The organism is Agromyces sp. Y575 (genome assembly GCF_059445445.1).
On sequence record NZ_JCAIUI010000001.1, the window covers coordinates 74,923 to 100,370 of the forward strand.

General features: G+C 68.0%; 26 protein-coding genes. 16 read left to right on the forward strand and 10 right to left on the reverse strand.

Features of this window, described 5'->3' with window-relative positions:
* Positions 1–5: 5 nt before the first annotated feature.
* Positions 6–1,436, reverse strand: a complete 1,431-nt coding sequence (gene pdxR, locus AC1C2U_RS00410) for a MocR-like pyridoxine biosynthesis transcription factor PdxR (protein ID WP_495359750.1) — start codon at positions 1,434–1,436, stop codon at positions 6–8.
* Between the two features lie 45 nt (positions 1,437–1,481).
* Here pdxR and AC1C2U_RS00415 point away from each other — a divergent pair, with 45 nt between their 5' ends.
* Positions 1,482–1,973 carry a carboxymuconolactone decarboxylase family protein gene (locus AC1C2U_RS00415; RefSeq protein ID WP_495359751.1) on the forward strand — a complete coding sequence of 164 codons (492 nt, stop codon included), beginning with the start codon at positions 1,482–1,484 and terminating at the stop codon, positions 1,971–1,973.
* Positions 1,974–2,003: 30 nt separating this feature from the next.
* Complete coding sequence (locus tag AC1C2U_RS00420; protein ID WP_495359752.1) at positions 2,004–2,468, forward strand: VOC family protein; 465 nt, start codon at positions 2,004–2,006, stop codon at positions 2,466–2,468.
* A gap of 15 nt (positions 2,469–2,483) precedes the next feature.
* On the opposite strand, the gene AC1C2U_RS00425 is transcribed toward AC1C2U_RS00420, so the two are convergent.
* Complete coding sequence (locus tag AC1C2U_RS00425; RefSeq protein ID WP_495359753.1) at positions 2,484–2,894, reverse strand: YchJ family protein; 411 nt, start codon at positions 2,892–2,894, stop codon at positions 2,484–2,486.
* A 152-nt stretch (positions 2,895–3,046) separates the two neighbouring features.
* Here AC1C2U_RS00425 and AC1C2U_RS00430 point away from each other — a divergent pair, with 152 nt between their 5' ends.
* A complete protein-coding gene (locus tag AC1C2U_RS00430) occupies positions 3,047–3,883 on the forward strand; it encodes an aggregation-promoting factor C-terminal-like domain-containing protein (RefSeq protein ID WP_495359754.1) in 837 nt (278 codons plus the stop codon).
* 66 nt (positions 3,884–3,949) lie between these two features.
* Positions 3,950–4,093, forward strand: a complete 144-nt coding sequence (locus tag AC1C2U_RS00435; RefSeq protein ID WP_495354277.1) for a hypothetical protein — start codon at positions 3,950–3,952, stop codon at positions 4,091–4,093.
* Positions 4,094–4,222: 129 nt separating this feature from the next.
* On the opposite strand, the gene AC1C2U_RS00440 is transcribed toward AC1C2U_RS00435, so the two are convergent.
* Complete coding sequence (locus AC1C2U_RS00440) at positions 4,223–4,516, reverse strand: GNAT family N-acetyltransferase (protein WP_495359755.1); 294 nt, start codon at positions 4,514–4,516, stop codon at positions 4,223–4,225.
* Between the two features lie 23 nt (positions 4,517–4,539).
* Positions 4,540–4,911, reverse strand: coding sequence for an RNA-binding S4 domain-containing protein (locus AC1C2U_RS00445; RefSeq protein WP_495359756.1), 372 nt, complete (start codon positions 4,909–4,911; stop codon positions 4,540–4,542).
* Positions 4,912–4,973: 62 nt separating this feature from the next.
* Here AC1C2U_RS00445 and AC1C2U_RS00450 point away from each other — a divergent pair, with 62 nt between their 5' ends.
* Positions 4,974–5,423 carry an NUDIX domain-containing protein gene (locus AC1C2U_RS00450; protein WP_495359757.1) on the forward strand — a complete coding sequence of 150 codons (450 nt, stop codon included), beginning with the start codon at positions 4,974–4,976 and terminating at the stop codon, positions 5,421–5,423.
* A gap of 9 nt (positions 5,424–5,432) precedes the next feature.
* Here the strand turns inward: AC1C2U_RS00450 and AC1C2U_RS00455 are convergent, their stop codons facing one another.
* Positions 5,433–6,263 (reverse strand): DUF1295 domain-containing protein, encoded by an 831-nt coding sequence (locus AC1C2U_RS00455; protein ID WP_495359758.1) that lies wholly within the window; start codon positions 6,261–6,263, stop codon positions 5,433–5,435.
* A 32-nt stretch (positions 6,264–6,295) separates the two neighbouring features.
* On the opposite strand from AC1C2U_RS00455, the gene AC1C2U_RS00460 reads away from it, so the two are divergent.
* From AC1C2U_RS00460 to AC1C2U_RS00475, 4 genes are all read left to right on the forward strand, one after another.
* Positions 6,296–6,919: a CDP-alcohol phosphatidyltransferase family protein gene (locus AC1C2U_RS00460; protein WP_495359759.1), complete on the forward strand. Its 624-nt coding sequence runs from the start codon at positions 6,296–6,298 to the stop codon at positions 6,917–6,919.
* A gap of 1 nt (position 6,920) precedes the next feature.
* Complete coding sequence (locus AC1C2U_RS00465; protein ID WP_495359760.1) at positions 6,921–7,442, forward strand: FHA domain-containing protein; 522 nt, start codon at positions 6,921–6,923, stop codon at positions 7,440–7,442.
* Entirely contained in the window at positions 7,439–8,134 is a 696-nt protein-coding gene (gene ftsR, locus AC1C2U_RS00470; RefSeq protein ID WP_495360815.1) for a transcriptional regulator FtsR, read from the forward strand. The genes AC1C2U_RS00465 and ftsR overlap by 4 nt, the downstream gene beginning before the upstream one ends.
* A gap of 111 nt (positions 8,135–8,245) precedes the next feature.
* Positions 8,246–8,800 carry a MerR family transcriptional regulator gene (locus tag AC1C2U_RS00475; protein ID WP_495359761.1) on the forward strand — a complete coding sequence of 185 codons (555 nt, stop codon included), beginning with the start codon at positions 8,246–8,248 and terminating at the stop codon, positions 8,798–8,800.
* 91 nt (positions 8,801–8,891) lie between these two features.
* Here AC1C2U_RS00475 and AC1C2U_RS00480 read toward each other — a convergent pair whose 3' ends face one another.
* Positions 8,892–9,725, reverse strand: coding sequence for a ParA family protein (locus tag AC1C2U_RS00480; protein ID WP_495359762.1), 834 nt, complete (start codon positions 9,723–9,725; stop codon positions 8,892–8,894).
* A 75-nt stretch (positions 9,726–9,800) separates the two neighbouring features.
* Between AC1C2U_RS00480 and AC1C2U_RS00485 the strand changes: the two genes are divergently transcribed.
* Genes AC1C2U_RS00485 through def form a run of 3 tightly spaced genes read left to right on the forward strand, consistent with a single transcriptional unit; the run spans position 9,801 to position 15,137 of the window.
* Complete coding sequence (locus AC1C2U_RS00485) at positions 9,801–13,205, forward strand: pyruvate carboxylase (protein WP_495359763.1); 3,405 nt, start codon at positions 9,801–9,803, stop codon at positions 13,203–13,205.
* A gap of 37 nt (positions 13,206–13,242) precedes the next feature.
* Positions 13,243–14,634 (forward strand): MinD/ParA family ATP-binding protein, encoded by a 1,392-nt coding sequence (locus tag AC1C2U_RS00490; RefSeq protein WP_495359764.1) that lies wholly within the window; start codon positions 13,243–13,245, stop codon positions 14,632–14,634.
* Positions 14,635–14,645: 11 nt separating this feature from the next.
* A complete protein-coding gene (def, locus tag AC1C2U_RS00495) occupies positions 14,646–15,137 on the forward strand; it encodes a peptide deformylase (RefSeq protein WP_495359765.1) in 492 nt (163 codons plus the stop codon).
* A gap of 76 nt (positions 15,138–15,213) precedes the next feature.
* On the opposite strand, the gene AC1C2U_RS00500 is transcribed toward def, so the two are convergent.
* Entirely contained in the window at positions 15,214–17,046 is a 1,833-nt protein-coding gene (locus AC1C2U_RS00500) for an AMP-dependent synthetase/ligase (RefSeq protein ID WP_495359766.1), read from the reverse strand.
* A gap of 150 nt (positions 17,047–17,196) precedes the next feature.
* On the opposite strand from AC1C2U_RS00500, the gene AC1C2U_RS00505 reads away from it, so the two are divergent.
* The 3 genes from AC1C2U_RS00505 (at position 17,197) to AC1C2U_RS00515 (ending at position 20,362) form a co-directional block, all read left to right on the forward strand.
* Entirely contained in the window at positions 17,197–18,153 is a 957-nt protein-coding gene (locus AC1C2U_RS00505; RefSeq protein WP_495359767.1) for an ROK family glucokinase, read from the forward strand.
* Positions 18,154–18,221: 68 nt separating this feature from the next.
* On the forward strand, positions 18,222–18,911 hold the full coding sequence (locus AC1C2U_RS00510; RefSeq protein ID WP_495359768.1) for a lysophospholipid acyltransferase family protein: 690 nt from the start codon (positions 18,222–18,224) through the stop codon (positions 18,909–18,911).
* An 80-nt stretch (positions 18,912–18,991) separates the two neighbouring features.
* Positions 18,992–20,362 (forward strand): class II 3-deoxy-7-phosphoheptulonate synthase, encoded by a 1,371-nt coding sequence (locus AC1C2U_RS00515; protein WP_495359769.1) that lies wholly within the window; start codon positions 18,992–18,994, stop codon positions 20,360–20,362.
* Between the two features lie 100 nt (positions 20,363–20,462).
* Here AC1C2U_RS00515 and pknB read toward each other — a convergent pair whose 3' ends face one another.
* A complete protein-coding gene (gene pknB, locus AC1C2U_RS00520) occupies positions 20,463–22,397 on the reverse strand; it encodes a Stk1 family PASTA domain-containing Ser/Thr kinase (protein ID WP_495359770.1) in 1,935 nt (644 codons plus the stop codon).
* 92 nt (positions 22,398–22,489) lie between these two features.
* Positions 22,490–23,755, reverse strand: a complete 1,266-nt coding sequence (locus AC1C2U_RS00525; RefSeq protein WP_495359771.1) for a LysM peptidoglycan-binding domain-containing protein — start codon at positions 23,753–23,755, stop codon at positions 22,490–22,492.
* A 174-nt stretch (positions 23,756–23,929) separates the two neighbouring features.
* Here AC1C2U_RS00525 and AC1C2U_RS00530 point away from each other — a divergent pair, with 174 nt between their 5' ends.
* Complete coding sequence (locus AC1C2U_RS00530) at positions 23,930–24,271, forward strand: Rv2175c family DNA-binding protein (RefSeq protein WP_495359772.1); 342 nt, start codon at positions 23,930–23,932, stop codon at positions 24,269–24,271.
* A 45-nt stretch (positions 24,272–24,316) separates the two neighbouring features.
* Here the strand turns inward: AC1C2U_RS00530 and AC1C2U_RS00535 are convergent, their stop codons facing one another.
* Entirely contained in the window at positions 24,317–25,429 is a 1,113-nt protein-coding gene (locus AC1C2U_RS00535; protein WP_495359773.1) for a polyprenyl synthetase family protein, read from the reverse strand.
* Between the last annotated feature and the right edge of the window lie 19 nt (positions 25,430–25,448).

The window sequence follows — 25,448 nt, forward strand, 5'->3', positions numbered from 1 at the left end:
AGCTGTCAGCCCCGCCCGACGGAGGCAGTGGGCTCGAGTTCCGATGCGATGGCGGCGAAGGCTCGGTCGAGTGCCGCCTCGAACCGGTGCGGCGGCGGTGCTCCGTACCCGACGACCATCGCGGGACCGCGTGACGCAGCCGCATCGCCGAGGCGATACGAGCGCAGCCCATCGAGGCGCACACCGAGCCGGTCGGCTGCGGCGGTCACGCGACGCTCGTCGACACCGGCAGGCAATTCGATGAGGCAGTGCAGCCCGGCGCGCATCCCGCTGACCCGACATCCCTCGAGTTCTGCGGCGACACGGGACTCGAGACGTTCGCGCCGCGCACGGTACTCGGCGCGGCGGCGGCGCACGGTGCGGTCGTACTCGTGCGCGCGCATGAAGGCGTCGAGTGTCGACTGGTTCAGCACGTCGGCGAGTCCACTCGTCGCGAGCAGTTGCTCGTCGAAGGCGGAGGCGAGGCGGTCGGGAACGACCGTCCAGCCGAGCGCGACGGCCGGCGCAAGGCTCTTCGACGCAGTGCCGAGGTAGATCACCGACTCGGGCGCGAGGGCTTGCAGGGCGCCGATCGCGCGCCGGTCGTAGCGGAATTCGCCGTCGTAGTCGTCTTCGACGATGAACGCCCCGGCGCGTTCGGCCCACGTGACCACCTCGAGTCGCCTCGAGGGCGCCAGTGCCGCTCCGGTCGGGAACTGGTGAGCGGGTGTGAGGAGCACGGCGTCAACGGAGAGTGCGTCGAGCTCTGCGACGACTGCGCCGTCGCGGTCGACCGGCACAGCGACGACCTCGAGTCCGGCGGCCCGGATGATGCGTCGGTGTGCCTCGTGCCCGTACTCCTCGACGGCGATGCGTCGGGCGCCGTGCGACACGAGGGCACGTGCGACCATCGCGAGACCCGCGCCGAAGCCACGCGTGACCGCGATCCGGTCGGCAGGCGCCCAAACTCCGCGGGTGCGGGAGACGTACTCGGCGAGCGTGGAGGCAAGCGCGGGGGAGCCGCGCGGCGGGCCATAGCCGAAGGCTGAGGCCGGCGCGTCGAGCGCCGAGCGGCGGGCGGCCGTCGCCCACTCGCGGCGCGGGAACGACGAGGCATCCGGAATGCCGCCGCGAAGGTCGAGACCGAGTCGCTCGGGCGTGCGCGGCGGTTCCGATTCCGCCGCTGCGCCGACGCTACGATCGCCGACCCAGGTGCCCGCGCCGACCCGCGTCTCGAGCCATCCCTCCGCCGCGAGACGCCCGTAGACCTCGGCCACGACGTTGCGCGCGATGCCGAGGTCGGCGGCGAGGGATCGGCTGGCGGGCAGCCGGCTGCCCGATTCGAGACGGCCATCACGCACTGCCACGCGCAGCGCCTCTTCGAGTGACGACGACTTTCGATGCGCATCGAGGTCGAGGTGCAGGTCGAGCCCGTGAATGGCCCATGTTCTCGGCATGGAATTGGACTGTAGCAGGGGTCCGATCATTCGTAGCGTTGGCTCATGACCATCACCGATGCACTCGTCGACGTCCCCGTCCGCCTCGACTTCGAGGCGATCGTCCCGCGGTTCTCGCGCGCGGTCGCTTCGCTCGACCATGCCGCCACCGCCGAGCTCGATCGAGTCGGCATCGACCCGCAGCTGCGCGAGATGGTGCGGCTGCGCGCCTCGCAGATCAACGGATGCGTCTACTGCGTCGACATGCACTCGAAAGATGCGCGCACGGCCGGCGTCTCCGAGCAGAAGGTCCACGCGGTCGTCGTCTGGCGCGACTCCGGGCTGTTCACCGCCGCCGAGCGGGCCGCCCTCCACCTGACCGAGTCGATCACACGCCTCTCGGAAACCCACGTGCCAGAGAAAGATCTCGCCGCCACCGTCGCCGTCTTCGGCGAGGAGCGCACGGCAGCGCTCATCTCACTCGTCATCACGATCAACGTGTGGGACGCGATCGGAGTGACCACGCGGTGCTGGCCCGTATCGCACGATGCCGCATGACCGGCCGCATCGGTCTGCGATGATGCAGAGATGACGGATGCCACGCGCCCACCGGTTCTGCAACTGCGAGTCGTCATCGAGGCCGAGGACTTCGACCGCGCCGTGGCGTTCTATCGCGACGCACTCGGCATGCCCGAACTCATGGCTTACGCCGAGGACGGTGACGACCGGGTCTCGATTCTCGACGCTGGGCGCGCGACGCTCGAGATTGCGAACCCCACGCACAAACGCGTCATCGACGAACTCGAGGCCGACGGAGTTCCGAGCCAGCGCATCCGGCTCGCTTTCGAGGTCACCGACGGTGCAGGCACCACTCGTCGGCTCGCCGACGCCGGTGCGGCAATCGTCGCCGAACCGGTGGTGACACCATGGCAATCCCTCAACTCGCGCCTCGATGCGCCCGCCGGTCTGCAGATCACGGTGTTCGAGGAACTCGAAGGCTCTGAGGAGCGAGCGCTGCGCGACGGGTTCAGTACGGAGGGCGAGCGCGGCTGAGCGCTCGGCATCGGGTCAGACGTCGCCGTCGACGTAGAACCAGCGGCGTCCGTCGCGAACGAACCGGCTCCGTTCATGCAGCGCGCCTCGATCTCCGTCGGAACGGTAGGAGGCGCGGAACTCGACCTCGCCGTCCCGGTCGAATGGACCGCCGCGAACGGCGTCGACGATTTCGAGTCGATACCACCGCAGCTCGTGCTCGATGTCGAGAACCGCCGGACGGGTGCTCGGATGCCACGTCGCCCGCAGGTAGTGGGCGTCGCCGACCGCGAAAGCCGTGTAACGGGAGCGCATGAGCTGGACTGCCGTCGGGGCATCCGTCGCCCCCGCGAGCAGCGGGCCGCAGCACTCGCCGAAGACGGATCCGCTGAGGCACGGGCAGCGCTCGTCGGCGGCCGGAATGGGGGAGCGGTCGGCAGTCGGCATGCTCCCAGTATCGCGGCGCACGGCGGCCGACCATCATGGTCTGCACAGGAAGAACTGAGGAACCCTTCAGAAACTCGGGGCAGAGTGTCTGACTTGTGCCCTCGCTCGGGGGCCGTCCCCCAACAGAAACCCGATCCGAGCACCTCAGACCTATGCGCAACGACACTACTTCAACGCCCGAAACCGAATCCGCCTCCGCAGAGCAGCACCAGCGCCGCGACATCCGCCGCCGCCGAATCGGCCGCAAGCGACTCGTCGTCGCCGGCGCAATCGTCGCCACCGGCCTCGTCGTCGGCGGCGGATTCGCGGTGCAGGCGACGCTCGCCACGCAGGCGAGCATCGATGCGACAGCCGCTCTCAGCGAATCGACCGGTGTACGTCACGACCAACTCGGCGCGTACAACGCCATCGCCGAGGCCCGCACGCGCAACAGTGCAGCGGACACCATCACCGCAGCCACTGTCACGCTCGCCGCAGTGGACGGCAAGGTCGATTCCAGTGGGCTCGCGGCATCCGTCGCCTCGCTCGGCGACTACGAGCGGTTGCCCCTCGATTCCATCGTCGACCTCACGAAGCAGACTCGCGCAGAGACCGCGAAGGCCGCCGCCGCGGCTGCGGAGTTCGACCGCGTCCAGGCCGAGCAGGCGGCCGTAGTGGCCGCGGCACTCGCACAAGCGAACACGCCTGACGGGGCACGAGCGACCGCCCGTGCTCTGGGAGCGTCGAAGTACGGTTGGAACGAATCTCAGTTCCAGTGCCTGAACCAGCTCTGGCAGAAGGAGTCGGGCTGGTCGTACACCGCCTACAACGCGTCGAGCGGCGCCACCGGCATCCCGCAGTCGCTGCCCGGCAGCAAGATGGCCACCGCCGGCGCCGACTGGCAGACCAACGCCGCGACCCAGATCAGCTGGGGCCTCGACTACATCGCGCGTGGCTACGGCACGCCGTGCGGCGCGTGGTCGCATTCTCAGTCGATGAACTGGTACTGACGCCGACCCATCTCGCGTATGGTTGCCGCACGGGGCCGTCCGGGCCTCCGATCAAAGGGCAAATCCATGTCAGACAAGTCGCCGAAAAAGTCGTCGTCCAAGACGGCAGCCAGCAAGACGCTCAAAGAGAAGCGCGCCGACAAGAAGGCGAAGGTGGAGAACCGCAGCGGAAGCGACGCAGTGAGCGACGCCACGCACCGCAAGCGTTGACAGCGGTCGTCGTCACCCGGTGAGAGGTTCGCCGTCGACACCGGTGCGATCGACACCGGTGCGATCGACCGTTCGGGCAGATTTGCGAGCGACGCTTCGGCTTCGTCGTCCGTCCGAACGGTTCGCCGTTCACGTCGCGCGAGGGTCGAGCAGCCCGGCGCGATCCGGATGCCGGTCGAACCACTCGCTGACATACCAGCAGCTCGGCACGATGTGGCGCGTCGAGGTCGCCTCGACATCATCGGCCGCGAATTCGACGAGCTCCCCGGCCAGGCCACTGCCACGGTACGGCGGGTTCGTGAAGGTCCGGGTGAACGCGACCGAGTCGCCGAGCACCCGGTAGTCGAGCACGCTCGCGATGTCTCCGTCGACCAGGAGCACGTAGCGGCGCGCGTCCGGGTCGTGGCTGAGTTCCTTGTGCACCTGTTCAGGCTACGCCGTGGCGTTCAGTGTCCGCGGAGGCGGTCGAGGTCTCGTCGCTCGCGTTTGGTGGGGCGGCCGGCGCCACGGTCGCGCGTGGCGACCACGGCCACGGTCTCTCGAGGCGGCGGGGGCGGCGTGCGATCGTCGACCGCCGCAGCTGCGAGCGTCGCCGACACACGCTTGACGAGGGTCTGACGCACGACGAGCATGCGATCGAACCCGCCGATGCGAACGCGCACCTCGTCGCCCGGTCGTACGGGCTGCGCCGCCTTCGCGCGTTCACCGTTGACCCGCACATGTCCCGCGCGGCATGCGGCCGTCGCAGCAGATCGCGTCTTGAACTGGCGCACCGCCCACAGCCAGGCGTCGACGCGCACCGGTGACTCGCCGTTCATGTCATCAGCCTACGGGCGGGCGGGCGGGCGTGCGCTCGCGGCGCGTGCGTCATGCTGGAGTCATGAGCGGAGCGAGCGGCGACGAATGGGTCGAAGGTCCCGACGGCGCACGGTATTGGGGCAGGTACGGTGCGGCGGGGCTGCTCGTCGTCAGCCCGACGCGAGAGGTGCTGCTCCAGCACCGTGCGGTGTGGAGCCATTTCGGCGGCACCTGGGGGATCCCCGGCGGCGCACGGCACGAGCACGAGACCGCTGTCGAGGCGGCCGTCCGCGAGGCCGGTGAGGAGGCGGGCGTGACGCCCGACCTTCTCGAGGTGCGTTTCAGCACCGTGCTCGACCTCGGATACTGGTCGTACACGACAGTCGTCGCCGATGCCACCGAACGATTCGAGCCGGTCGTGAGCGACCCCGAGAGCATCGAGTTACGGTGGATCGCTGCCGATCGGGTCACCGAGCTCGCGCTGCATCCGCGGTTCGCCGAAGCCTGGCCCGGCCTCGCCGCGAGGCTCTGAGCCGCCGGATCAGGTGGCGCGTTCGCCGACCTGCGATTTCGCAGCCCGCGGGAACCACGGCACGATCGGCGACGTGCGCGATCGGTACTCGTCGTAATCGGGGTACTTCGAGCGCGAGATCGACTCGGTGAAGATCGTGGATCCGATGAAGAGCGTCGTCAGCAGCACGGCCCCGGCGATGCTCCAGTGCAGCCACACCCCGGTCGCGGTGACGGCGAACCCATAGAAGACCCACCACTGCGCCTGCTCGAAGAAGAAGTTCGGGTGGCGCGAGACCCGGAACAACCCCGACTGCAGGAATCCGGGCTGCGGCGTGCGACCCGCTGCGCGCTCTGCGGCCTTCCACCGATGGAACACCCACTGCTGGTGGTCGGCGACGGTCTCTCCGGCGAGGAATGCCAGGAACACGATCGCGAGCACGGCGTCGCCGACCCCGAGTGGTGACGCGCCGGCCTCGAAGACGGTGTAGGCAGGCAGGCAGATGAGCAGGATGATCGCGTTCTGGTAGATCGAGATGAACAACAGATTGAACGTGGCGAACTGCGCGCGCGACATCCGCCCGCGCAGCACTGCCCAGCGGTAGTCCTCGCCGCCCGGGCGATAGCCGCCCTTGCGGGCGAAATTGAGGGTCAGACGGATGCCCCACGCACTCACGAGTACCGCCATCAGCACGAGCCGCGCGTCGAATCCGCTCGCACCCGCGAAGACCCAGACATATGCGATCGGGGCGATCGACCAGATGCGGTCGACCCATGAGTACTCGCGAGTGATGATCGAAGCGAGCCACGTCGCGAGGGTGATCGCGGCACAGATCAGGAGACACACGTGCAGTGGAGTCATGGCGGCATTCTACGGATCGATAGGATCGTGTCGTGGCTGGGGAGCGCGCGGGGGTCGTCGGTTCGGAGATCTGGACGATCCCGAACATCCTCAGCATGCTCCGACTCGCCCTCGTTCCGGTCTTCCTCATCTTCATCGTGCGCGGTGACTACGTCGTCTCGCTCATCGTGCTGATCGTCGCGAGCTTCACCGACCTGCTCGACGGATACCTCGCGAGGCGCCTCCGGCAGGTGACCAGGCTCGGGCAGCTGCTCGACCCTGCCGCCGATCGGCTGTACATCTTCGCCGCTCTCGTGGGGCTCGCCGCCCAGGGTCTCGTGCCCTGGTGGATCGTCGTCGTGATCGTCGCTCGCGACGTCTTCCTGCTCACCCTCGGCGTCGTGCTCGCGAACCACGGATACGGGCCGCTGCCCGTGCATCAGCTCGGCAAGGTCGCGACCTTCGCGCTGTTCTTCGGCCTGCCCGTGATCATGCTCGGGCTCGCATTCCCGGTCGTCGCCGACATCAGCCAGCCGGTCGGCTGGGCGATCACCCTGTGGGGGGCCTTCCTCTACTGGTGGGCCGGGATCATCTACGCGATCGAGACCGCTCGCGTCATCCGTATTCCGCGGGTGGCAGACGAGCCTCGATCGGATACGCTGGGACAGGGAGGTTAGTGTGGCGGATTCCGACATTACTCAGGCCGGTGGCACGAACGAGACCGGTGGCGAACCGTCGACGGCAACGTCGACGCAGGCTACGGTCGACGGTGCGACCGATTCGACCATCGGCTTCAGCCGTGAGACGGCGGCGCAATTGAGCGCGCTCGACGCCGACATCACCGCTGAAGAGCAGGAGGCGATCGCTGCGCTCCCCTCGGGGTCGGCGTTGCTCATCGTTCGTCGGGGCCCGAACAGCGGCGCCCGATTCCTCCTCGACACCGACGTCACAGTCGTCGGTCGTCACCCAGACGCCGACATCTTCCTCGACGACGTCACCGTCTCGCGGAAGCACGCGGAGTTCGTACGGCACCGCAGTGCGTTCGAGGTGCGCGACCTCAGCTCGCTGAACGGTACCTACTACGACGGCGTGCGCATCGAGACGGCCCTACTGAGCGATGGTGCAGAGGTGCAGATCGGCAAGTTCCGCCTCACCTTCTACGCCTCACGCCGCGACCTGGCTCCGGTGGCGAGCGAATAGTGGCAGCTCCCGCTGCGTCCACGCGCGCGAGCGGCCAGGCGCCACTGCTGGGCATCGGTCAGGTTCTCGCCCGACTTCAGCCCGAATTCCCCGAGCTGACTCCGTCGAAGCTGCGGTTCCTCGAAGAGCAACGTCTCGTCTCGCCGGCGCGCACCGCGGCAGGCTATCGCAAGTTCTCCACCGTCGATGTGGAGCGCATCACGGTCGTGCTGTCGATGCAGCGCGACCACTACCTGCCGCTCAAGGTGATTCGCACGCACCTCGAGGCGATCGACGCGGGCGAGACGCCGGCTCTGCCTGGGGCGACGAGTGCCGCGGCGTTCCTCGCCGGTGCCCGCAGGTTCCGACGTGACGAACTCATTGCACAGGCCGGCGCGACGAACGCGCTGCTCGACGACGCCGTCTCGACGTCGCTGCTGCCTGCAGCCGAGTACTACGGCGACGAGGCGCTCGGTGTGCTCCGCTCGCTCGTCGCACTCCGCGCGGTGGGCATCGAGCCACGCCATCTCCGCGGAGTACGAGCCGCGGCCGAGCGCGAGGCGGCGCTCGTCGAGCGTGCGATCGCGCCGTCGCGGCGAGCGGATGCCGCAGACAAGGCTCGTGCCGTCGAACACGGTCTCGAGCTCGCGGGTCACCTCGAGGCGGTGCACGCGAGCGTCGTGCGTGCCTCGCTCGGCAAGCTCGCGAGATGATGTCGCGACACGCCGTGACGTTCGGCCCGATGTGTTCGACAGAGGCTGTCGCCCTCGGTAGCGTGGAACTCGCGTCGACGGGTGCCGGCGCGAGAGTGAGGGGCGAATCGGATGAGTAAGCTCGACCGGACTCCACGCTCGCGCTACGACCTCGGGTTGCTCTTCACCGACGGCATGCCCGTCCACGATGACGCCACCGGGTATCGGGGCGCGGTCGCGGCTCGAGCTGCGGGCATCAGTTATCGACAGCTCGACTACTGGGCGCGCACGCAACTCGTCGAGCCGACGGTGCGCGGTGCAGCGGGTTCCGGAACGCAGCGACTCTACGGATTCCGCGACATTCTCGTGCTGAAGCTCGTGAAACGTTTGCTCGACACCGGCATCTCACTCCAGCAGATCCGCACGGCCGTCTCCCAGCTCCGAGAATCCGGCATCGACGACCTCGCGCAGACGACCCTCATGAGCGACGGCGCGAGCGTGTACCTGTGTACATCCGACGATGAGGTCATCGACCTCGTCAACCGCGGCCAGGGTGTGTTCGGCATCGCCGTCGGCAAGGTGCTGCGAGAGGTCGAGACGACTCTCGTCGAGATCAACACGCAGTCGGCCGATCCGCTCGACGAGCTCGCTGCGCGACGCGGCGAACGCCCGCGCAAGATCTCCTGACGATCACGCAGCCGACTGCTCGTCACTGCGACTGAGCGTCTGCACGACTCAGCGTCTGCACGACTGAGCGTCTGGGGGAGTTGGTCCGCGTTCAGGCGAAGGGTGTCGGGCTGTCGAGCGGCAGGCCGGCGAACTCGCCGATGTGCGCGGTGCGCAGCACGCGCTCGAGCAGCTGGTCGAAGTGCGCCGACATCTCTTCGGCACTCTCTCCGGGCCACATGTGCAGCGGCTTCGCGGCACCCTGCGCCTGCTGCAGCGAGGTGCGCTCGGGCAGCTGGGGCGAGAGCACGAGCGGGCCGAACATGTCGCGCAGCTCCTTGATGCGGAACTGGTGCTCGAGCGACTGCACGCGCGCGCGGTTCACGATGATGCCGAGCGGCTGCAGTCGAGGAGACAGGCCACGGCGGATCTCTTCGATCGCTCGGAGCGCCCGATCGGCCGCAGCGACGGAGAAGAGCCCCGGCTCGGTGACGACCGCCACCCGGTCGCTCGCGGCCCACGCGGTACGTGTCAGCGCGTTCAGCGACGGTGCGCAGTCGATGAGCACGAGTTCGTAGTCGGCTTCGACGTTCGCGAGCGCTTCTTCGAGCTTCCAGATGTCGCGAATCGACGGGTGCGGCCCGTCGAAATTGATCGCCGACGGGCTGCCGATCATCACGTCGATCGTCGACTGCGGGTTCGATCGCGCCCATCCGCTCGGCGCGATGGCCGACCGAACGATCTTCTCCTTCGGGGAGGCGAGCACGTCGGCGACGTTGAGATGACCGGCGACCTGGATGTCCATACCGGTCGAAACGTCGGACTGCGGGTCGAGGTCGACGACGAGGGTACGGACGCCGCGCGCGAACGCTGCCGACGCCAGTCCGAGGGTGACGGTCGTCTTGCCGACACCGCCCTTCAGAGAACTGACGCTGAGTACGTGCACGAACAGATACGTTACCTTTACTACTCGGGCGATACCTAAACGTTCGCTGTGCGGAAACCCGTCTGAAAGGTCTGCATGTTCACGAAGATCCTGGTTGCCAATCGCGGCGAGATCGCCATCCGTGCGTTCCGTGCCGCTGTCGAACTCGGTGCGAAGACGGTCGCGGTGTACCCGTTCGAGGACCGCAACTCGCTGCACCGCCTGAAGGCCGACGAGGCGTACCAGATCGGAGAGCCGGGGCATCCGGTGCGCGCGTATCTTGACGTCACCGAGATCATCCGCGTGGCGAAGCTCTCGGGCGCCGACGCGATCTACCCGGGATACGGGTTCCTCTCGGAGAACCCCGAGCTCGCGCAGGCAGCCGAGGCCGCGGGCATCACCTTCATCGGTCCGCCGAAGCGGGTGCTCGAGATGGCCGGCAACAAGGTCACCGCGAAAGAACACGCGATCGCCGCAGGCGTGCCAGTGCTGAAGTCGACACCGCCGTCGCGCGACATCGAAACGCTCATCGGCCAGGCCGACGAGGTCGGCTTCCCGATCTTCGCCAAGGCCGTCGCCGGCGGCGGCGGACGCGGCATGCGCCGGGTGAACACGAAGGATGATCTGCGAGCCGCCCTCGAGGAGGCGATGCGCGAGGCCGACAGCGCCTTCGGCGACTCGACGATGTTCCTCGAGCGGGCGGTGCTCCGGCCCCGTCACATCGAGGTGCAGGTGCTGGCGGATGCATCCGGCGAGACGGTGCACCTCTTCGAACGCGACTGCTCGGTGCAGCGCCGCCACCAGAAGGTCATCGAGATCGCGCCCGCTCCGAACCTCTCAGACGAGGTGCGCCGGTCGCTCTACCGCGACGCGATCGCCTTCGCGAAGTCGATCGGCTACGTGAACGCCGGCACCGTGGAGTTCCTCCTCGACACGGTGGGCGAGCGCGCGGGCGAGCATGTCTTCATCGAGATGAATCCGCGCATCCAGGTCGAGCACACTGTCACCGAAGAGGTCACCGATGTCGACCTCGTGGTCTCGCAGATCCGAATCGCGGCGGGGGAGTCGCTCGCCGACCTCGGCTTGGCGCAGGAGTCGATCCGGCTCCGCGGTGCCGCGTTGCAGTGCCGCATCACGACTGAAGACCCGACCGCCGGGTTCCGGCCCGACACCGGCAAGATCACCACGTACCGGTCTCCGGGCGGTGCCGGCATCCGCCTCGATGGCGGAACGATCAACCCCGGTGCCCAGATCAGCCCTCACTTCGACTCGATGCTCGCGAAGCTCACGTGCCGCGGACGCGACTACCCGGCCGCGGTGGCACGCGCCAAGCGAGCCCTTGCCGAGTTCCGCATCCGCGGTGTCTCGACGAACATCTCGTTCCTCCAGGCAGTCCTCGAAGACCCGGCGTTCGTCGCCGGAGACCTCAGCACGTCGTTCATCGACGAGCGCCCGCAGCTCGTGCGCGGGCGTGTCTCGAAGGACCGCGGCACCAAGATCCTGAACTGGCTTGCGGATGTCACGGTGAACCAGCCGAACGGAGCGGCACCGATGACCGTCAGCCCGGTCGAGAAGCTGCCTCCGATCGACCTCACGACCCCGGCACCGGCGGGATCGCGCCAGCGCCTCCTCGAACTCGGCCCCGTCGGTTTCGCACAGGCGCTTCGTGCGCAGACGCCGCTCGCCGTGACCGAGACGACATTCCGCGACGCGCATCAGTCGCTCCTCGCGACTCGCGTGCGCACTCGCGATCTCGTGGCGGTGGCGCCCTACGTCGCTCGGATGACTCCCGAGCTCCTCTCGGTCGAGGCTTGGGGCGGCGCGACCTACGACGTCGCCCTCCGCTTCCTCGGAGAAGACCCCTGGGCGCGCCTCGCTGCGCTCAGGGAGACACTGCCGAACATCAACATCCAGATGCTGCTTCGAGGCCGCAACACGGTCGGGTACACGCCGTACCCGACCGAGGTCACCGATGCGTTCGTGCGCGAGGCCGCGGCCACCGGCGTCGACATCTTCCGCATCTTCGACGCGCTCAACGACGTCTCGCAGATGCGCCCGGCGATCGATTCGGTGCTCTCGACCGGGCACGCCGTCGCCGAGGTCGCGTTGTGCTACACCGGCGATCTTCTCGATCCGGCCGAAGATCTCTACACGCTCGACTACTACCTCGGTCTCGCCGAGCAGATCGTCGACGCCGGAGCGCACGTGCTCGCGATCAAGGACATGGCCGGCCTCTTGCGGCCCACCGCCGCTGAGAAGCTCGTGACGGCCCTCCGCGAACGTTTCGACCTTCCGGTGCACCTGCACACCCACGACACCGCTGGCGGCCAGCTGGCGACGTTGCTCGCGGCAAGCCGCGCGGGCGTCGATGCCGTCGACGTCGCGAGCGCACCGATGGCCGGCACGACGAGCCAGCCTTCGGCGTCGTCGCTCGTCGCCGCGCTCGCGCACACCGAACGCGATACCGGCATCTCGCTCGACGCCGTCTCCGACCTCGAGCCCTACTGGGAGGCCGTGCGCCGCCTCTACCGCCCGTTCGAGTCTGGTCTGCCCGGTCCCACAGGTCGCGTGTACCACCACGAGATCCCGGGTGGACAACTGTCGAACCTCCGACAGCAGGCGATCGCGCTGGGCTTGGCCGACGACTTCGAACTCATCGAAGACATGTACGCGGCCGCCGATCGCATCCTCGGCCGGGTGCCGAAGGTGACGCCGTCCTCGAAGGTCGTCGGCGACCTCGCCCTCCACCTGGCAGCGGTCAAGGCGGACCCCGACGACTTCGAAGCGAACCCCGAGAAGTACGACGTGCCCGACTCCGTCATCGGATTCATGGCCGGCGAGCTGGGCGACCTGCCCGGCGGATGGCCGGAGCCGTTCCGCACCAAGGTGCTCGCGGGCAAAGACATCCGCATCGGCGTCACGGAGCTCACCGCGGAGCAACACGCGGCGCTCGAGGCCGACAGCGCGACGCGGCGGGCGACGCTGAACGCCCTCCTCTTCCCGGCGCCAACACGTCAGTACGAGCAGATTCGCGAACTCTTCGGCGATTTGTCGGTGGTCGATACGGCCGACTACCTCTACGGACTCCGCCAGGGCGCCGAGCACGTCGTCGAGATCGACACGGGTGTGCGCCTCTACGCCGGTCTCGAGGCGATCGGCGAAGCCGACGACAAGGGCATGCGCACCGTCATGACCATCCTGAACGGCCAGCTGCGGCCGGTCTTCGTTCGCGATCGTTCCATCGTCGTCGAGACGCGCACGGCCGAGAAGGCGGATGCCTCTCAGCCCGGACAGATCGCCGCGCCGTTCTCCGGCGTGGTGACCCTGCAGGTCGAGGCCGGCACCGAGATCGCGGCCGGCCAGAGCGTCGCTTCGATCGAGGCGATGAAGATGGAGGCCGCCATCACCTCGCCCATCGCGGGCGTCGTCGAGCGGGTCGCGATCCCCAAGACGCAGCAGGTCGAAGCGGGTGACCTGCTCGTCGTGGTGCGCCCGCGCTAAGCTGGGCGTTGGTTGACACTGATGAGGAGGGGTATCGGTGGCTGAAGACAAGTTCGAAGAAGAAGCTGCGACGCGTCGCGGTTCGGCAACACGTACGTCGGCGCTCGATCGCGGCCGCAGGCTCGCCGCCACCGGCGCGCACTCGGGAGCGGAGCTGGCAGAGAACCCGAACGTTCGGGTCGACCTGCCGCCGGCACCGGTGCACGAGATGCCCGACGACGAGGTCGCAGTTGCGATCGACGACGTCGCGGTCAATCCCGGCAGCCTGGTCGGCGGTGGCAGCAGTACCACTTCCGTCGAGGTCATCACTCCGGCTCTCGCCGGTGCCGGATACCGCGGTGCTGCGCGGCGTGAGCCCTCGCCATATAGCGCGCTGCTCGCCTCCGACGCATCGAAACTCCGCCGCGAGCGGGTGAGCACTGACACGGGCAGCCATGTCGCGATTGTCGATGTCCCCGGTGAACCGCAGCTCCCGCCAGAGGTGCCCGAGACCGCTGATTCGCTGACCGCCGATCGGCTCATCGACCTGAACCGCACGACTCGGCCCGCGCCGCAGGGCGGCCTGAACCGGTTCGTCTACGAGGCATCCCTCCACCTGGTCAACCTCGGTGATTCGGCGAAGGTGCAGGCGCACAAGGCCCTGAGCCACCGCATCCAGAAGCGTTTCGAGGGTGGCGCGCGCTTCGTGCCGGTGCTCACCCGAAAGGGTGGAGTCGGCAAGACGACCATAACGGCGCTGCTCGGTATGGCCCTCGCCAACGCGCGCGACGACCGCATCATCGCGATCGATGCCAATCCCGACCGCGGCACCCTCGCTGAACGCGTCGACCGCCAGACCCGCGAGACCGTGCGCGACGTCGTGGCGAAAGCCTCGTCGATCGGCGGGTACACCGACTTCTCCAGGTTCGTCTCACGCGATGAGACTCGTCTGGACATCCTCGCCTCCGACACTGACCCGACACTGTCCGAGGCGTTCGACGACAACGACTACAACGTCGTCGCCGGCCTTGCCGCGCGGTACTACTCGATCGTGCTCACCGATTGCGGCACCGGCATCGTGCACTCCGTCATGCGTGCCACGCTGCAGCGTGCCGACTCGGTTGTGATCGTCTCGGGCGGCAGCGTCGACGAGGCCCGTCTCGCGTCCGAGACGCTGACTTGGCTCGAGGCAAACGGATACGGTGAACTCGTGCGCAATGCCATCGTGGCGATCAACCTCGCGACCCAGGGCACGCACCTCGTCAAGGTCGACGAGATCGAGGCGCACTTCCAGTCCCGAGTGCGCGAGATCGTGCGCATTCCCTATGACCCGCAGCTCGCGGCCGGTTCCGTCGTGAACTGGCACGAACTGCGACCCGTCACCCAGCACGCGGCTCGTGAGCTCGCGGCGCTCGTGGTGGAAGGCATGCCCGCCGAGCGCGAGCACTGAACGGAGAACCATTGCCCGAACGACCCATTCGCCTGTTCGGCGACCCTGTCTTGAAGACCGTCTCCGCCCCCGTCGAACAGGTCGACGAGCGTGTGCGCGCACTCGTGACCGATCTGCTCGACAGCGTGAGAGTTCCCGGCCGCGCAGGTGTGGCCGCCTCGCAGATCGGCGTGAACCTGCGCGCGTTCAGTTACAACGTCGACGGTGAGGTCGGCTACATCTTGAACCCCGAGATCGTCGAGGTCACCGGCGGGAAAGAGCTCATCGACGAGGGTTGCCTCTCGGTTCCGGGGCTCTGGCACAAGACGCCGCGGCATCCGTTCGCCCGCGTACGCGGCATCGACCTCGACGGCAACGAGATCGAGGTTTCGGGCACGGGGCTCATGGCCCAGGCCTTGCAGCACGAGACCGACCATCTCGACGGTCTGCTGTACATCGACCGCCTCGAGAAGGCCGAACGGCGTCTGGCGATGAAGGAGATTCGCGAGTCGGACTGGTTCTGACTCGCGAGCACCCACCGACGACGAAGGCCCCGCGAGCGGGGCCTTCGTCGTTTCGTGAAGCAGTGGCTGATCGAACTCAGTGCACGATCGAGTGGCCCTCGGTCGCAGGTGCGCCCGAGTACATCGCCTCGACGTGCGGTGCGAAGTCGGCGAGGATGATGTTGCGCTTGATGCTCATCTTCGGCGTCAGGTGGCCGCTCTCTTCGGTGAGCTCGATCGCGAGCAAGGTGAACTTGCGGATCGATTCTGCACGCGAGACGGTCTCGTTGGCCGCATCGATGGCACGCTGAACCTCGGCGAGCACCGCCGGGTTGACGGTGGCCTCGTCGATCGACATGCCGGCGTCTTCACCGTTGTTGTTGAGCCAGACGGGCAGCATCTCGGGGTCGAGGGTGATCAGCGCCGAGATGAACGGCTTCTTGTCGCCGACGACGATGATCTGGCCCACGAGCGGGTTCGCGCGAATAGGGTCTTCGAGCGTGGCGGGGGCGACGTTCTTGCCACCCGCCGTGACGATGATCTCTTTCTTGCGCCCCGTGATCGTGAGAAAGCCGTCGGCGTCGAACGAGCCGATGTCACCGGTAATGAACCATTCACCGTCGAACGACGCTGCGGTCGCCTCGGGGTTCTTCCAGTACTCCTTGAAGACATTGAGGCCCTTGACCTGGATCTCACCGTCGTCGGCGAGGCGTACGGCGACACCGGGGAGCGGGGGGCCGACCGTGCCGATCTTCGACTTGTTCGCGAGGTTCACCGTTGCGGGCGCCGTGGTCTCGGTGAGGCCGTAGCCCTCGAGGATCGTGATGCCGAGGGCGTGGTAGAAGTGGCCGAGGCGCGGGCCGAGCGGGGCGGAGCCCGACACGGCGTACTTGACATTGCCGCCCATCGCCGCGCGCAGCTTGGAGTAGACGAGGGTGTCGAAGAGCTTGAACTTGAGCTTCAGGCCGACGGGGACCTTGCCGCTCTCTTTCGCGGTCGAGTAGGCGACCGCGGTGTCGGCGGCGGAACGGAAGATCTTGCCCTTGCCGCCGGCTTCGGCCTTCTGCTCGGAGACGTTGTAGACCTTCTCGAAGACTCGCGGCACTGCGAGCAGGAATGTCGGCTTGAAGCTCGCCAGCGAGGGGAGGAGCTGCTTGGTGTCGGGCTGGTGGCCGACGCGCACGCCGGCGTGCACGGAGAGCACCGCGATGAAGCGCGCGAACACGTGCGCTGTCGTGATGAAGAGCAGCGTCGAGGCGCCGTCGGGGTCGGACACGACCTCGCTGAGGGCGACCGCGGAGTTGCGGGAGAGCTCCACGAAGTTCGAGTGGGTGAGCACGCACCCCTTGGGCCTACCGGTCGAGCCGGAGGTGTAGATGAGCGTGGCGATGTCGGAGCCCACCGCGAGGCTGCGACGACGCTCGATCTCTTCGTCGGGAACCTCGGTGCCGCCGGCGATGAGCTTGTCGAGGTCGCCGAGGTCGATCTGCCAGGTTTCGCGGATCAACGGGAGATCGGGGTGTACCTCGTCGAAGCGTGCGAAATGGTCGGGCGTTTCGACGATGAGGGCGATCGCGCCGGAATCGCTGAGGTTCCAGCGCACCTGGGCGGGCGCACTCGTCTCGTACACCGGCACGAGCACGGCGCCGGCGAACCAGGTCGCGAAGTCGATCAGGGTCCACTCGTATCGGGTCTTGCACATCAGACCGATCTTGTCGCCCGGCTGGATGCCGGCCGCGACGAGCCCTTTCGAGAGTGCGATGACCTGGTCGTAGAACTCCTTGGTGGTGACCGGAGTCCAGCCGCCGTCAGCGGTCGGGAGCGAGAACAGCACGGAGTCGGGCGTCGCAGCGACGCGGTCGACCAGCAGGTCTGTGGTGTTCGCCTCGGGGTCGGCGGCAACCACGGGTGGGGCGGCGAATTCGATCACGGTAGCTCCTTCGGCACCGGGAGGGTTGCACGCGGCTCGGGTACCAGCGTGAACCGCGGCAATGGGGGTCTACTACACTCTAGTCGTTGCTCGTGCGGCCCCAGGTCTCGGCTCGATCACGCTCGTCCCCATCTGAAAGGCAGCCTCCTGGTGCACGCGATCGGAATCGACATCGGTGGAACGAAGATCGCCGGAGCGGTCGTCGACCAGCTCGGCAACATCGTCGCGAACGAGCGAGTCGCCACGCCGGCCGGTGACGCGAGACTGCTCGAAGACGCGGTCGTGCGAATGATCGATTCCCTGCGCGCCGGTGCAGAGGCCGAGATCGTGGCGATCGGTGTGGCGGCGGCGGGTTTCGTCGATGCGACGCACTCCACGGTCTACTACGCACCGAACATCGACTGGCGCAACGAGCCCTTCCGCGAGAAGCTCGAAGCCCGGGTCGGCACTGCCGTGGTCGTCGACAACGACGCCAACGCGGCGGGCTGGGCGGAGTTCCGGTTCGGGGCGGGCCGCATGGTCAGCGACATGGTGATGCTCACGATCGGCACCGGGGTGGGCGGCGCGATCGTCGCCGGCGATCGCCTCTTCCGTGGGGGCTTCGGCGCCGGTGCGGAACTCGGTCACCTCAGGGTGGTGCCCGACGGGCTTGCGTGCGGGTGCGGCCAGCGCGGATGCATCGAGCAGTACGGTTCGGGCCGGGCGCTGCTGCGCATGGCGAACGAGATCGCCGATGCCGGCGGCATCGGCCAGAACCTTGCGCGGGTACGCACCGAGCACGGCGGACTCGACGGGCACCTCGTCGGCGCGCTCATCGAGTCCGGCGACCCCGGTGCGATCGCTGCGCTGCGCCAGTTGGGCCACTGGCTCGGGCAGGCCGCGGCGAGTCTCTCGGCGGTGCTCGATCCGCAGCGCTTCGTCTTCGGTGGTGGGGTTGCGGCGGCCGGAGAGCTGCTGCTCGAGCCGATCCGCGCGGCCTTTCTCGAACACCTGCCGGCCCGCGGCTACCACCCCGAACCCGACTTCGTGATCGCCGAACTCGTCAACGACGCCGGGGTCGTCGGCGCGGCCGACCTCGCGCGAGTCTGGGTCGCCGAGCACGCCTGAGCCGCCGGCGCTAGGCTGAATCGGCGACGCTCGGCCGGGTCGCTGCCGCAGTGGGAAGGAGCTTCAGGGTGTTCTACTGGATCATGAAGCACCTCGTCATCGGGCCGATCCTCCTCTCGATCTTCCGACCGTGGGTCGTCGGCCTCGAGAACGTGCCCAAAGAGGGGCCCGTCGTGCTCGCCTCCAACCACCTCTCGTTCATCGACTCGATCTTCCTGCCGCTCATCGTCGACCGCCCGGTCGCCTTCCTCGCCAAGAGCGAGTACTTCACGGGCAAGGGACTGAAGGGCTGGGCGACGAGACTGTTCCTCAAATCGGCAGGGCAGCTCCCGATCGACCGATCGGGCGGCAGGGCCTCCGAGGCGTCGCTCGAGACAGGGCTGCGCGTGCTCGGCGACGGCAAGATCCTCGGCATCTACCCCGAAGGCACCCGCAGCCCCGACGGCAAGCTGTATCGAGGGCGCACCGGTGTCGCCCGCATGGTGCTCGAAGCCGGTGTCCCCGTGATCCCGGTGGCGATGATCGGCACCGAGCACGTGATGCCGATCGGCACGCGCCTGCCGAAGGTGCGACGCATCGGCATCATCCTCGGCGAGCCGATCGACTTCAGTCGCTTCGAGGGGCTCGAGGGCGACCGATTCGTGCTGCGTTCCGTGACCGACGAGCTCGTCTACGACCTCCGCGGGCTGAGTGGTCAGGAATACGTCGACGTCTACGCCAGTTCGGTCAAGGAGAAGCGCGCTCCGCAATCGCGATAGGCTCGTTCAGCGGCGGCGCAACGTGCGTCGCCTTTCTCTTTCCCGGCGCGATCGTGCGCCCGAATCCCTCAGGACATCCCGTGGTAGAGCTCGTCGAGCCGGTCGTGAATGCAGATCCCTCCGTGATTGCCGGCCTCGACTATTGGCGCACCCTCCCCATCAAGCAGCAGCCGACGTGGCCTTCGCCCGAGGCCGCCCACGCGGCATCCGCTGAACTCTCAACGCTGCCGCCGCTCGTCTTCGCGGGCGAGGTCGACATCTTGCGCGACCGTCTGGCCGCGGCCTCCAGAGGCGAAGCCTTCCTGCTCCAGGGCGGCGACTGCGCCGAGACCTTCGCGGGCGCCACGGCCGACCAGATCCGCAATCGTGTGAAGACCGTGCTGCAGATGGCGGTCGTGCTCACCTACGGCGCGTCGATGCCGGTCGTGAAGATGGGTCGCATGGCGGGTCAGTTCGCCAAGCCCCGCTCGAGCGACAGCGAGACTCGCGGAGATGTCACGCTTCCCGCCTACCGCGGCGACATCGTGAACGGGTACGACTTCACGCCCGAGTCCCGTGCCGCCGATCCGGCGCGGCTCATCAAGGGTTACCACACCGCCGCCTCGACCCTCAATCTCATCCGTGCGTTCACCCAGGGCGGGTTCGCCGACCTCCGGCAGGTGCACTCGTGGAACCAGGGGTTCGCGTCCAACCCCGCCAACGCTCGCTACGAGACCATGGCCCGCGAGATCGACCGCGCGATCAAGTTCATGGAGGCGTGCGGCGCCGACTTCGAAGCGATCAAGCACACGGAGTTCTACACCGGCCACGAAGGCCTGCTCATGGACTACGAGCGGCCCATGACTCGCATCGACTCGCGTACGGGCACGCCGTACGACACGTCGGCCCACTTCATCTGGATCGGCGAGCGTACGCGCGAGCTCGACGGCGCACACGTCGACTTCCTCTCGCGGGTGCGCAATCCGATCGGCGTGAAGCTCGGCCCGTCGACGACACCCGAGACCATGCTCGAGCTCGTCGAGAAGCTCGACCCTGAGCGCGAGCCCGGCCGCCTCACCTTCATCACGCGCATGGGTGCCGACAAGATCCGTGACGCGCTGCCGCCACTCCTCGAAGCCATCAAGGTGAGCGATGCCAACCCGGTGTGGGTCACCGACCCGATGCACGGCAACGGCATCACCACGCCCAACGGCTACAAGACGCGTCGCTTCGACGACGTCGTCGACGAGGTCAAGGGCTTCTTCGAGGCGCATCGCGACGCCGGAACGCACCCGGGCGGCATCCACGTCGAGTTGACCGGCGACGATGTCACGGAGTGCCTCGGCGGCTCCGAGCACATCGACGAAGAGACCTTGGCCACGCGCTACGAGTCGCTCTGCGACCCGCGCCTGAACCACATGCAGTCGCTCGAGCTGGCCTTCCTCGTGGCCGAGGAGCTCGCAGCTCGCTGAGTTGGAGCGCGGGGCGTCCGGTGGCGGGTGCCCCGCGCACCGCTCGTGAGCGGGCGGCCGGCGTCAGACCGTTCGTCCGATCCGTTCCGCTCCGATCTGCTCAGAGCGTGAGCGTGCCGACGAGCTTCACTTCGCTCCCGCGCACTGCCTGCGCGTCCGCGGCGGGGTCTTGCGAGGTCACGGTGACGAACGCCAGGAACGGCGTAGGGAAGCTGTGTGCGACGGTGAACTCCGCCGCCTCGAGCGCCTCGATCGCATCGGAGAGCTTCATGCCGACGACGTTCGGCACGCTCACGAGGTCTTGGCCCTTCGAGATGACCACATCGATCGAGTCGGCGGGTCGCACGGGATCGGTGTTCGCACTCGCGCTCAACACGGCGTCGGCCTCGACTGCCCCGGAGTTGTCGAACTCGGAGCCGACCTCGTTCATGGTCAGGTCCGCGGCGGCGAGCGCGGCCTCGGCCTCCGCCCTGGGCATGCCGACGACATCGGGCACGGCGCCGGCCGAGACCACGAGCGTCAGCGTGCCGAGTTCGGGGTACTCTGTGCCGACCGAATTGCCTTCGGCGTCGAGCACATCGATGACCTGGTCGGCCGGCACATCGGTCGAGAACTGCATGGCGCTGCCTTCGGCGACCGTGAAGTCGCTGAGCGCGGCGCGGGCTTCGGCGGAGGGGGAGCCTCGCACCTCGGGAACCGGCAGGATGCTCGGCCCCTTCGAGACGTAGAGCGTGACGAGCGAGCCGCGTTGTGCCTGCGATCCGGCTTCGGGGTCTGTGCCCGAGACCTGGCCGATCGGCACCACGGGGTCGTTCCGTTCGGCGGGCTCGACCGTGAACCCGGCCTCTTCGAGCAAGGTCGTCGCGCTGTCGGGTGCGAGGGTCGCGGTCTCGGGCACCTGGGTGAGCGCACCCGGCCCCGCGCCGAAGTACCAGCCGGTGCCTGCGGCGAGGCCGGTGAGGAGGACGACGAGGGTGAGGATCCAATAGCCGCGCCGTTTGCGGCGATCTGCATTCTTCGCGAGCGCGGCGGTGTCGTCGCCGTCGGATGCCTCGAGGGTCGCTGTCGAGGCGATCGATGCCGCTGCCCCGCCACCGTTGAGCACGCGGGTCTCCGCTGTCGCAGCACCGGCAGGCAGCGCCGAAGCGGGCAGCACCATCGTCGCCTGGGTGGAGAGCGGAAGGTGCGATGAACGGATCGACGGCTCGACCTCGCGCAGACGGTCGAGCATCTCGCGAGCGTCGTTCGGTCGCTCCTCGGGGTCGCGGGCCGTCGCCCAGAGCACGAGCTCGTCGAGTTCGACCGGCACCGCGGGGTTCTTGGAGCTCGGCGTGGGTACTTGGTCGTTCGCGTGCTGGTATGCGATCGCCATCGGCGCTTCGCCGACGTAGGGCTGCTCGCCCGTGAGCATCTCGTACATCATGATGCCGACGGCGTAGATGTCGCTGCGAGCGTCGGCGACGCCACGGGTGACGAGTTCGGGGGAGAGGTAGGCGATCGTGCCGAGCAGTGCCTGCCCGGTCGCGGTGTTCGCGCTGGCGGCCCGTGCCAAGCCGAAATCACCGAGCTTGATGCGCCCGTCGTCGGCGAGCAGCACGTTCTCGGGCTTGAGGTCGCGATGCACGATGCCGGCCTTGTGCGCGGCTGCCAGCCCTGACAGCACGGCGTCCATGATGTCGACGGTCTGCTCGGGCGTGAGCTTCTTGTAATCCTTCAGCAGGTCGCGGAGCGTGATGCCCGGCAGATATTCCATGACGAGGTAGGCCATGTCGGCGTCTTGGCCCTGATCGAAGACGTTCACGACGTTCGGGTGGGCCAGTCGCGCGGCCGAGCGAGCCTCTTGCACGAAGCGCGTCTTGAACGTGTTGTCGTCGGCGAGATGGCCGTGCATGATCTTGATCGCGACCCGGCGCTCGAGGCGCAGGTCGGTCGCGAGGTACACAGTGGCCATGCCGCCGCGAGCGATCCGCGAGCGCACCTGATAGCGGCCGTCGATGAGACGGCCGATCATGGGATCTGCGGGCGCGGTGGTCACCCTTCGAGTCTACGAAGAGGTATATGCCGCAGTCGGCGCAAACGCCGACGGCGCGCCGATCGCAATCCCATCGTGATGAGCGGGACCACCGATCAGCCGAGCTCGGAGAGCCAGGCCCTCGCCGACGCCTCCCACTTCGCGTAGTGGTCGGGGTGTGCGCTCAACTGCACGGCTTGCGCGGCCTGCGTGACGGTCAGCGCCTCCCAGCCCACGATGTCGAGGAGCCCCCGGGTGCGCCCGGGATTCGGGTTCGCGGCGCCCCCATAGAACGCCGTCGACGCCCGAACCGGGTCGAGTACCTCCTCGACGGTGCCCCAGCCTTGACTCGGACGTTGCTGGAAGAGCCCGAGCGAGTCGGCGTCGCCGTGGCTCGAGTTCTTCAGTCCTGATTCCTGTGCGGCCGAGGCGAGGGCGATGACGATGCCCTGGTCGGAAACGCCGAGTGCGCGGCCGACGTCGATGACGATTCGAGCGTTGGCGCGCATCTCGTCGGTGAGGGCGACACTCACCGACGCGACGGCCACAATGGCGACGGGCCGGGCGATGCGCAGTACCTGCCCTGCGCGGATGACCCCGGAAGCATCGAGTCCGTTGGCCGCGATGAGTTCCTGCACGCCGATATCGTGGCGCGCCGCGATATCCCAGAGCGTGTCGCCATCCACGACGACATGGGTGTCGGCGGTGACCGGGTCGGCGGGCGGCTGCGGTGCGGGTGCCGGTGCAGCCGGGGCCGGCGCATCCGCTTCGCCGGCCCCGGGAGGCAGCACGATCGACTGACCGGGGAAGATCAGGCTCTGCCGGCTGAGCCCATTGACGCTGAGCACCTGGTCGAGCGAGAGCCCGTAGGCCGCGGCGATTCCGCTCAGCGTGTCGCCTGCGGCGACAGTGTGGCGGGAGAGTTCGGTGGCGACAGGTGCGGGCGCAGGAGCGGGTGCCGACGCCGCGCTGTCGCCGGGCAGGGCGAGTCGCTGGCCCGGGAAGATCAGGCTCGACCAACCGAGTCCGTTCAACGCCAGGATGTCGGCGGTGGCAACGCCGTATCGTTCGGCGATGCCGCTCACAGTGTCGCCGTCGCCGACGGTCACTTCGCCGGGCACGGTGGCGGCCGATGCCTCACTCGACGCGGGCGGGGTGGTCGATGCACTCGCAGCCTTCGCCTTCAGCAGCCGTTTCGCCGATTGAGGCACTGCCTCGGCGGGCTGTGCGATGCCGAGCGTGACGGCGATCGTCGAGGCGACCGCGAGCGGCAGCGTGATCAGTCGACGGATGCCTCGACGGCGGCGTGGCATGTCGAACTCCGCCCGTCGCGAACGAGCCGTCGGGTCGGGTTCAGGTTCGGTCTCGGCTTCGTACGACATCGTTCCCCCTTCGCCGGCGCGCTGCTCCCGGCCCCCGCGGCAACCGTCGCATAGCCCCTCGGACGAGTCAAACACCTCCGCGCGAGTCCGGTGAAGCCGTGCCGCGGCGCCCTGCGGCCGCTCTCGCTCAAGTCCGGGTTCCGGAGTGGGCCCAGGTCATGGCAGTCTTGATCCGTGACCGATGCTGCTGCCGAGACCGACTGGCTGACTGTTCCTGACCTCGTCGAGATGCTCGGGCAGAGCCCGAGTCGCATCCGCCGACTCATCGATGACAGGCATCTGCTTGCCACGCGGGTCGACGGTGTCCTGAAGGTGCCCTCGGCGTTCCTCCGAGACGATGCGCCCCTGCCCGAACTGCACGGTACGGCGAACGTGCTCGCCGACGCGGGCTTCACCGACACCGAAGCACTCGAGTGGATGCTCGCCGAAGAAGACAGTCTCGGCACCTCGCCGATCGCCGCCCTCAGGGCGGGCCGAAAGGCCGAGGTACGACGCATCGCGCAAGCCCTCGCCTGATCCGAAGCCGTCCCGGCGCCTCGCGGCGCTCGCGGGCTCGGTGATTCAGCTCGCCCGACGGGTGACCGTCTTGGCGAGTGAACCGAGCTCGGCTCGGGCATCGCGGCTGAGCGGTGCGTCCTCGAGCGCCGCCATCGCCTTCGCGACATTCGTGGTGATGAGCGCTTCGACCTCGTCGACCGCGCCGCACTCACGGATCGTGCGCTGCAGCATCCGCACCTGTTCGGGCGCGAGGTCGGGGTCGCCGAGGAGTTCGTCGAGCAGTCGGCGCTGGCCGGGTGCGAGTCGTTCGCGGGCGATGGCGATGAGGATGGTCCGCTTGCCTTCGCGCAGGTCGTCGCCGCTCGGCTTGCCGGTGACCTCCGGGTCGCCGAAGACGCCCAGCAGGTCGTCGCGCAGCTGATAGGCGATGCCGAGCGGCAGGCCGAACGCTCGAAGGGCGCCGAGTTGGGCGCTCGTGGCTCCGGCGATCGCACCGCCGATCACGAGGGGCGCCTCGACGCTGTACTTGGCCGACTTGTAGATGATGACGCGCTCGGCGCGGAGCCGCTGTTCCGATTCGGGCTGGGCGAGCCAGGCGCGTTCTTCGAGGATGTCGAGATACTGACCGGCCGTCACCTCTGTGCGCATGCGCATGAACTCGCCGCGCGCGGCGCGGGCGGCTTCGCGATCGGGCAGCGGCGAGAGGCCCTCGTCGAGGAGCTCGTCGCTCCACCCGAGCAGTAGGTCGCCGAGCAGGATCGCCGCGGCACGGCCGAAGTCGGGGGAGCTGCCTGCCCAGCGGGAATCCGTGTGCAATTGCTCGAAGAGCCGATGGGCCGACGGAGCACCGCGCCGCGTATCGGAGTTGTCGATGATGTCATCGTGCAGCAGGGCGGCGGCGTGGAACACCTCGAGCGCGGACGCCGCGGAGACGATGGAGAACCGGTCGCGCCCGTTGTCGGCGGCGAACGGGTCGAACCCGTGTGCTCCGACGGCTTCCCAGCCCCAGTAGCAGAACAATGCCCGGAAACGTTTGCCTCCGCTGAGAAAGCGCCTTGAGAACTCATCGAGCGGCTCGAGGTCGGGGCTGATCGAGCGGAGAATGGAGGTGCGTTCGGCGAGGAAATCCTCGATGCGTTCGTGCACCAAATCGATCAGTCGGGAACCGTGAGCCACCTGCCTAGCCTAGCGAGGC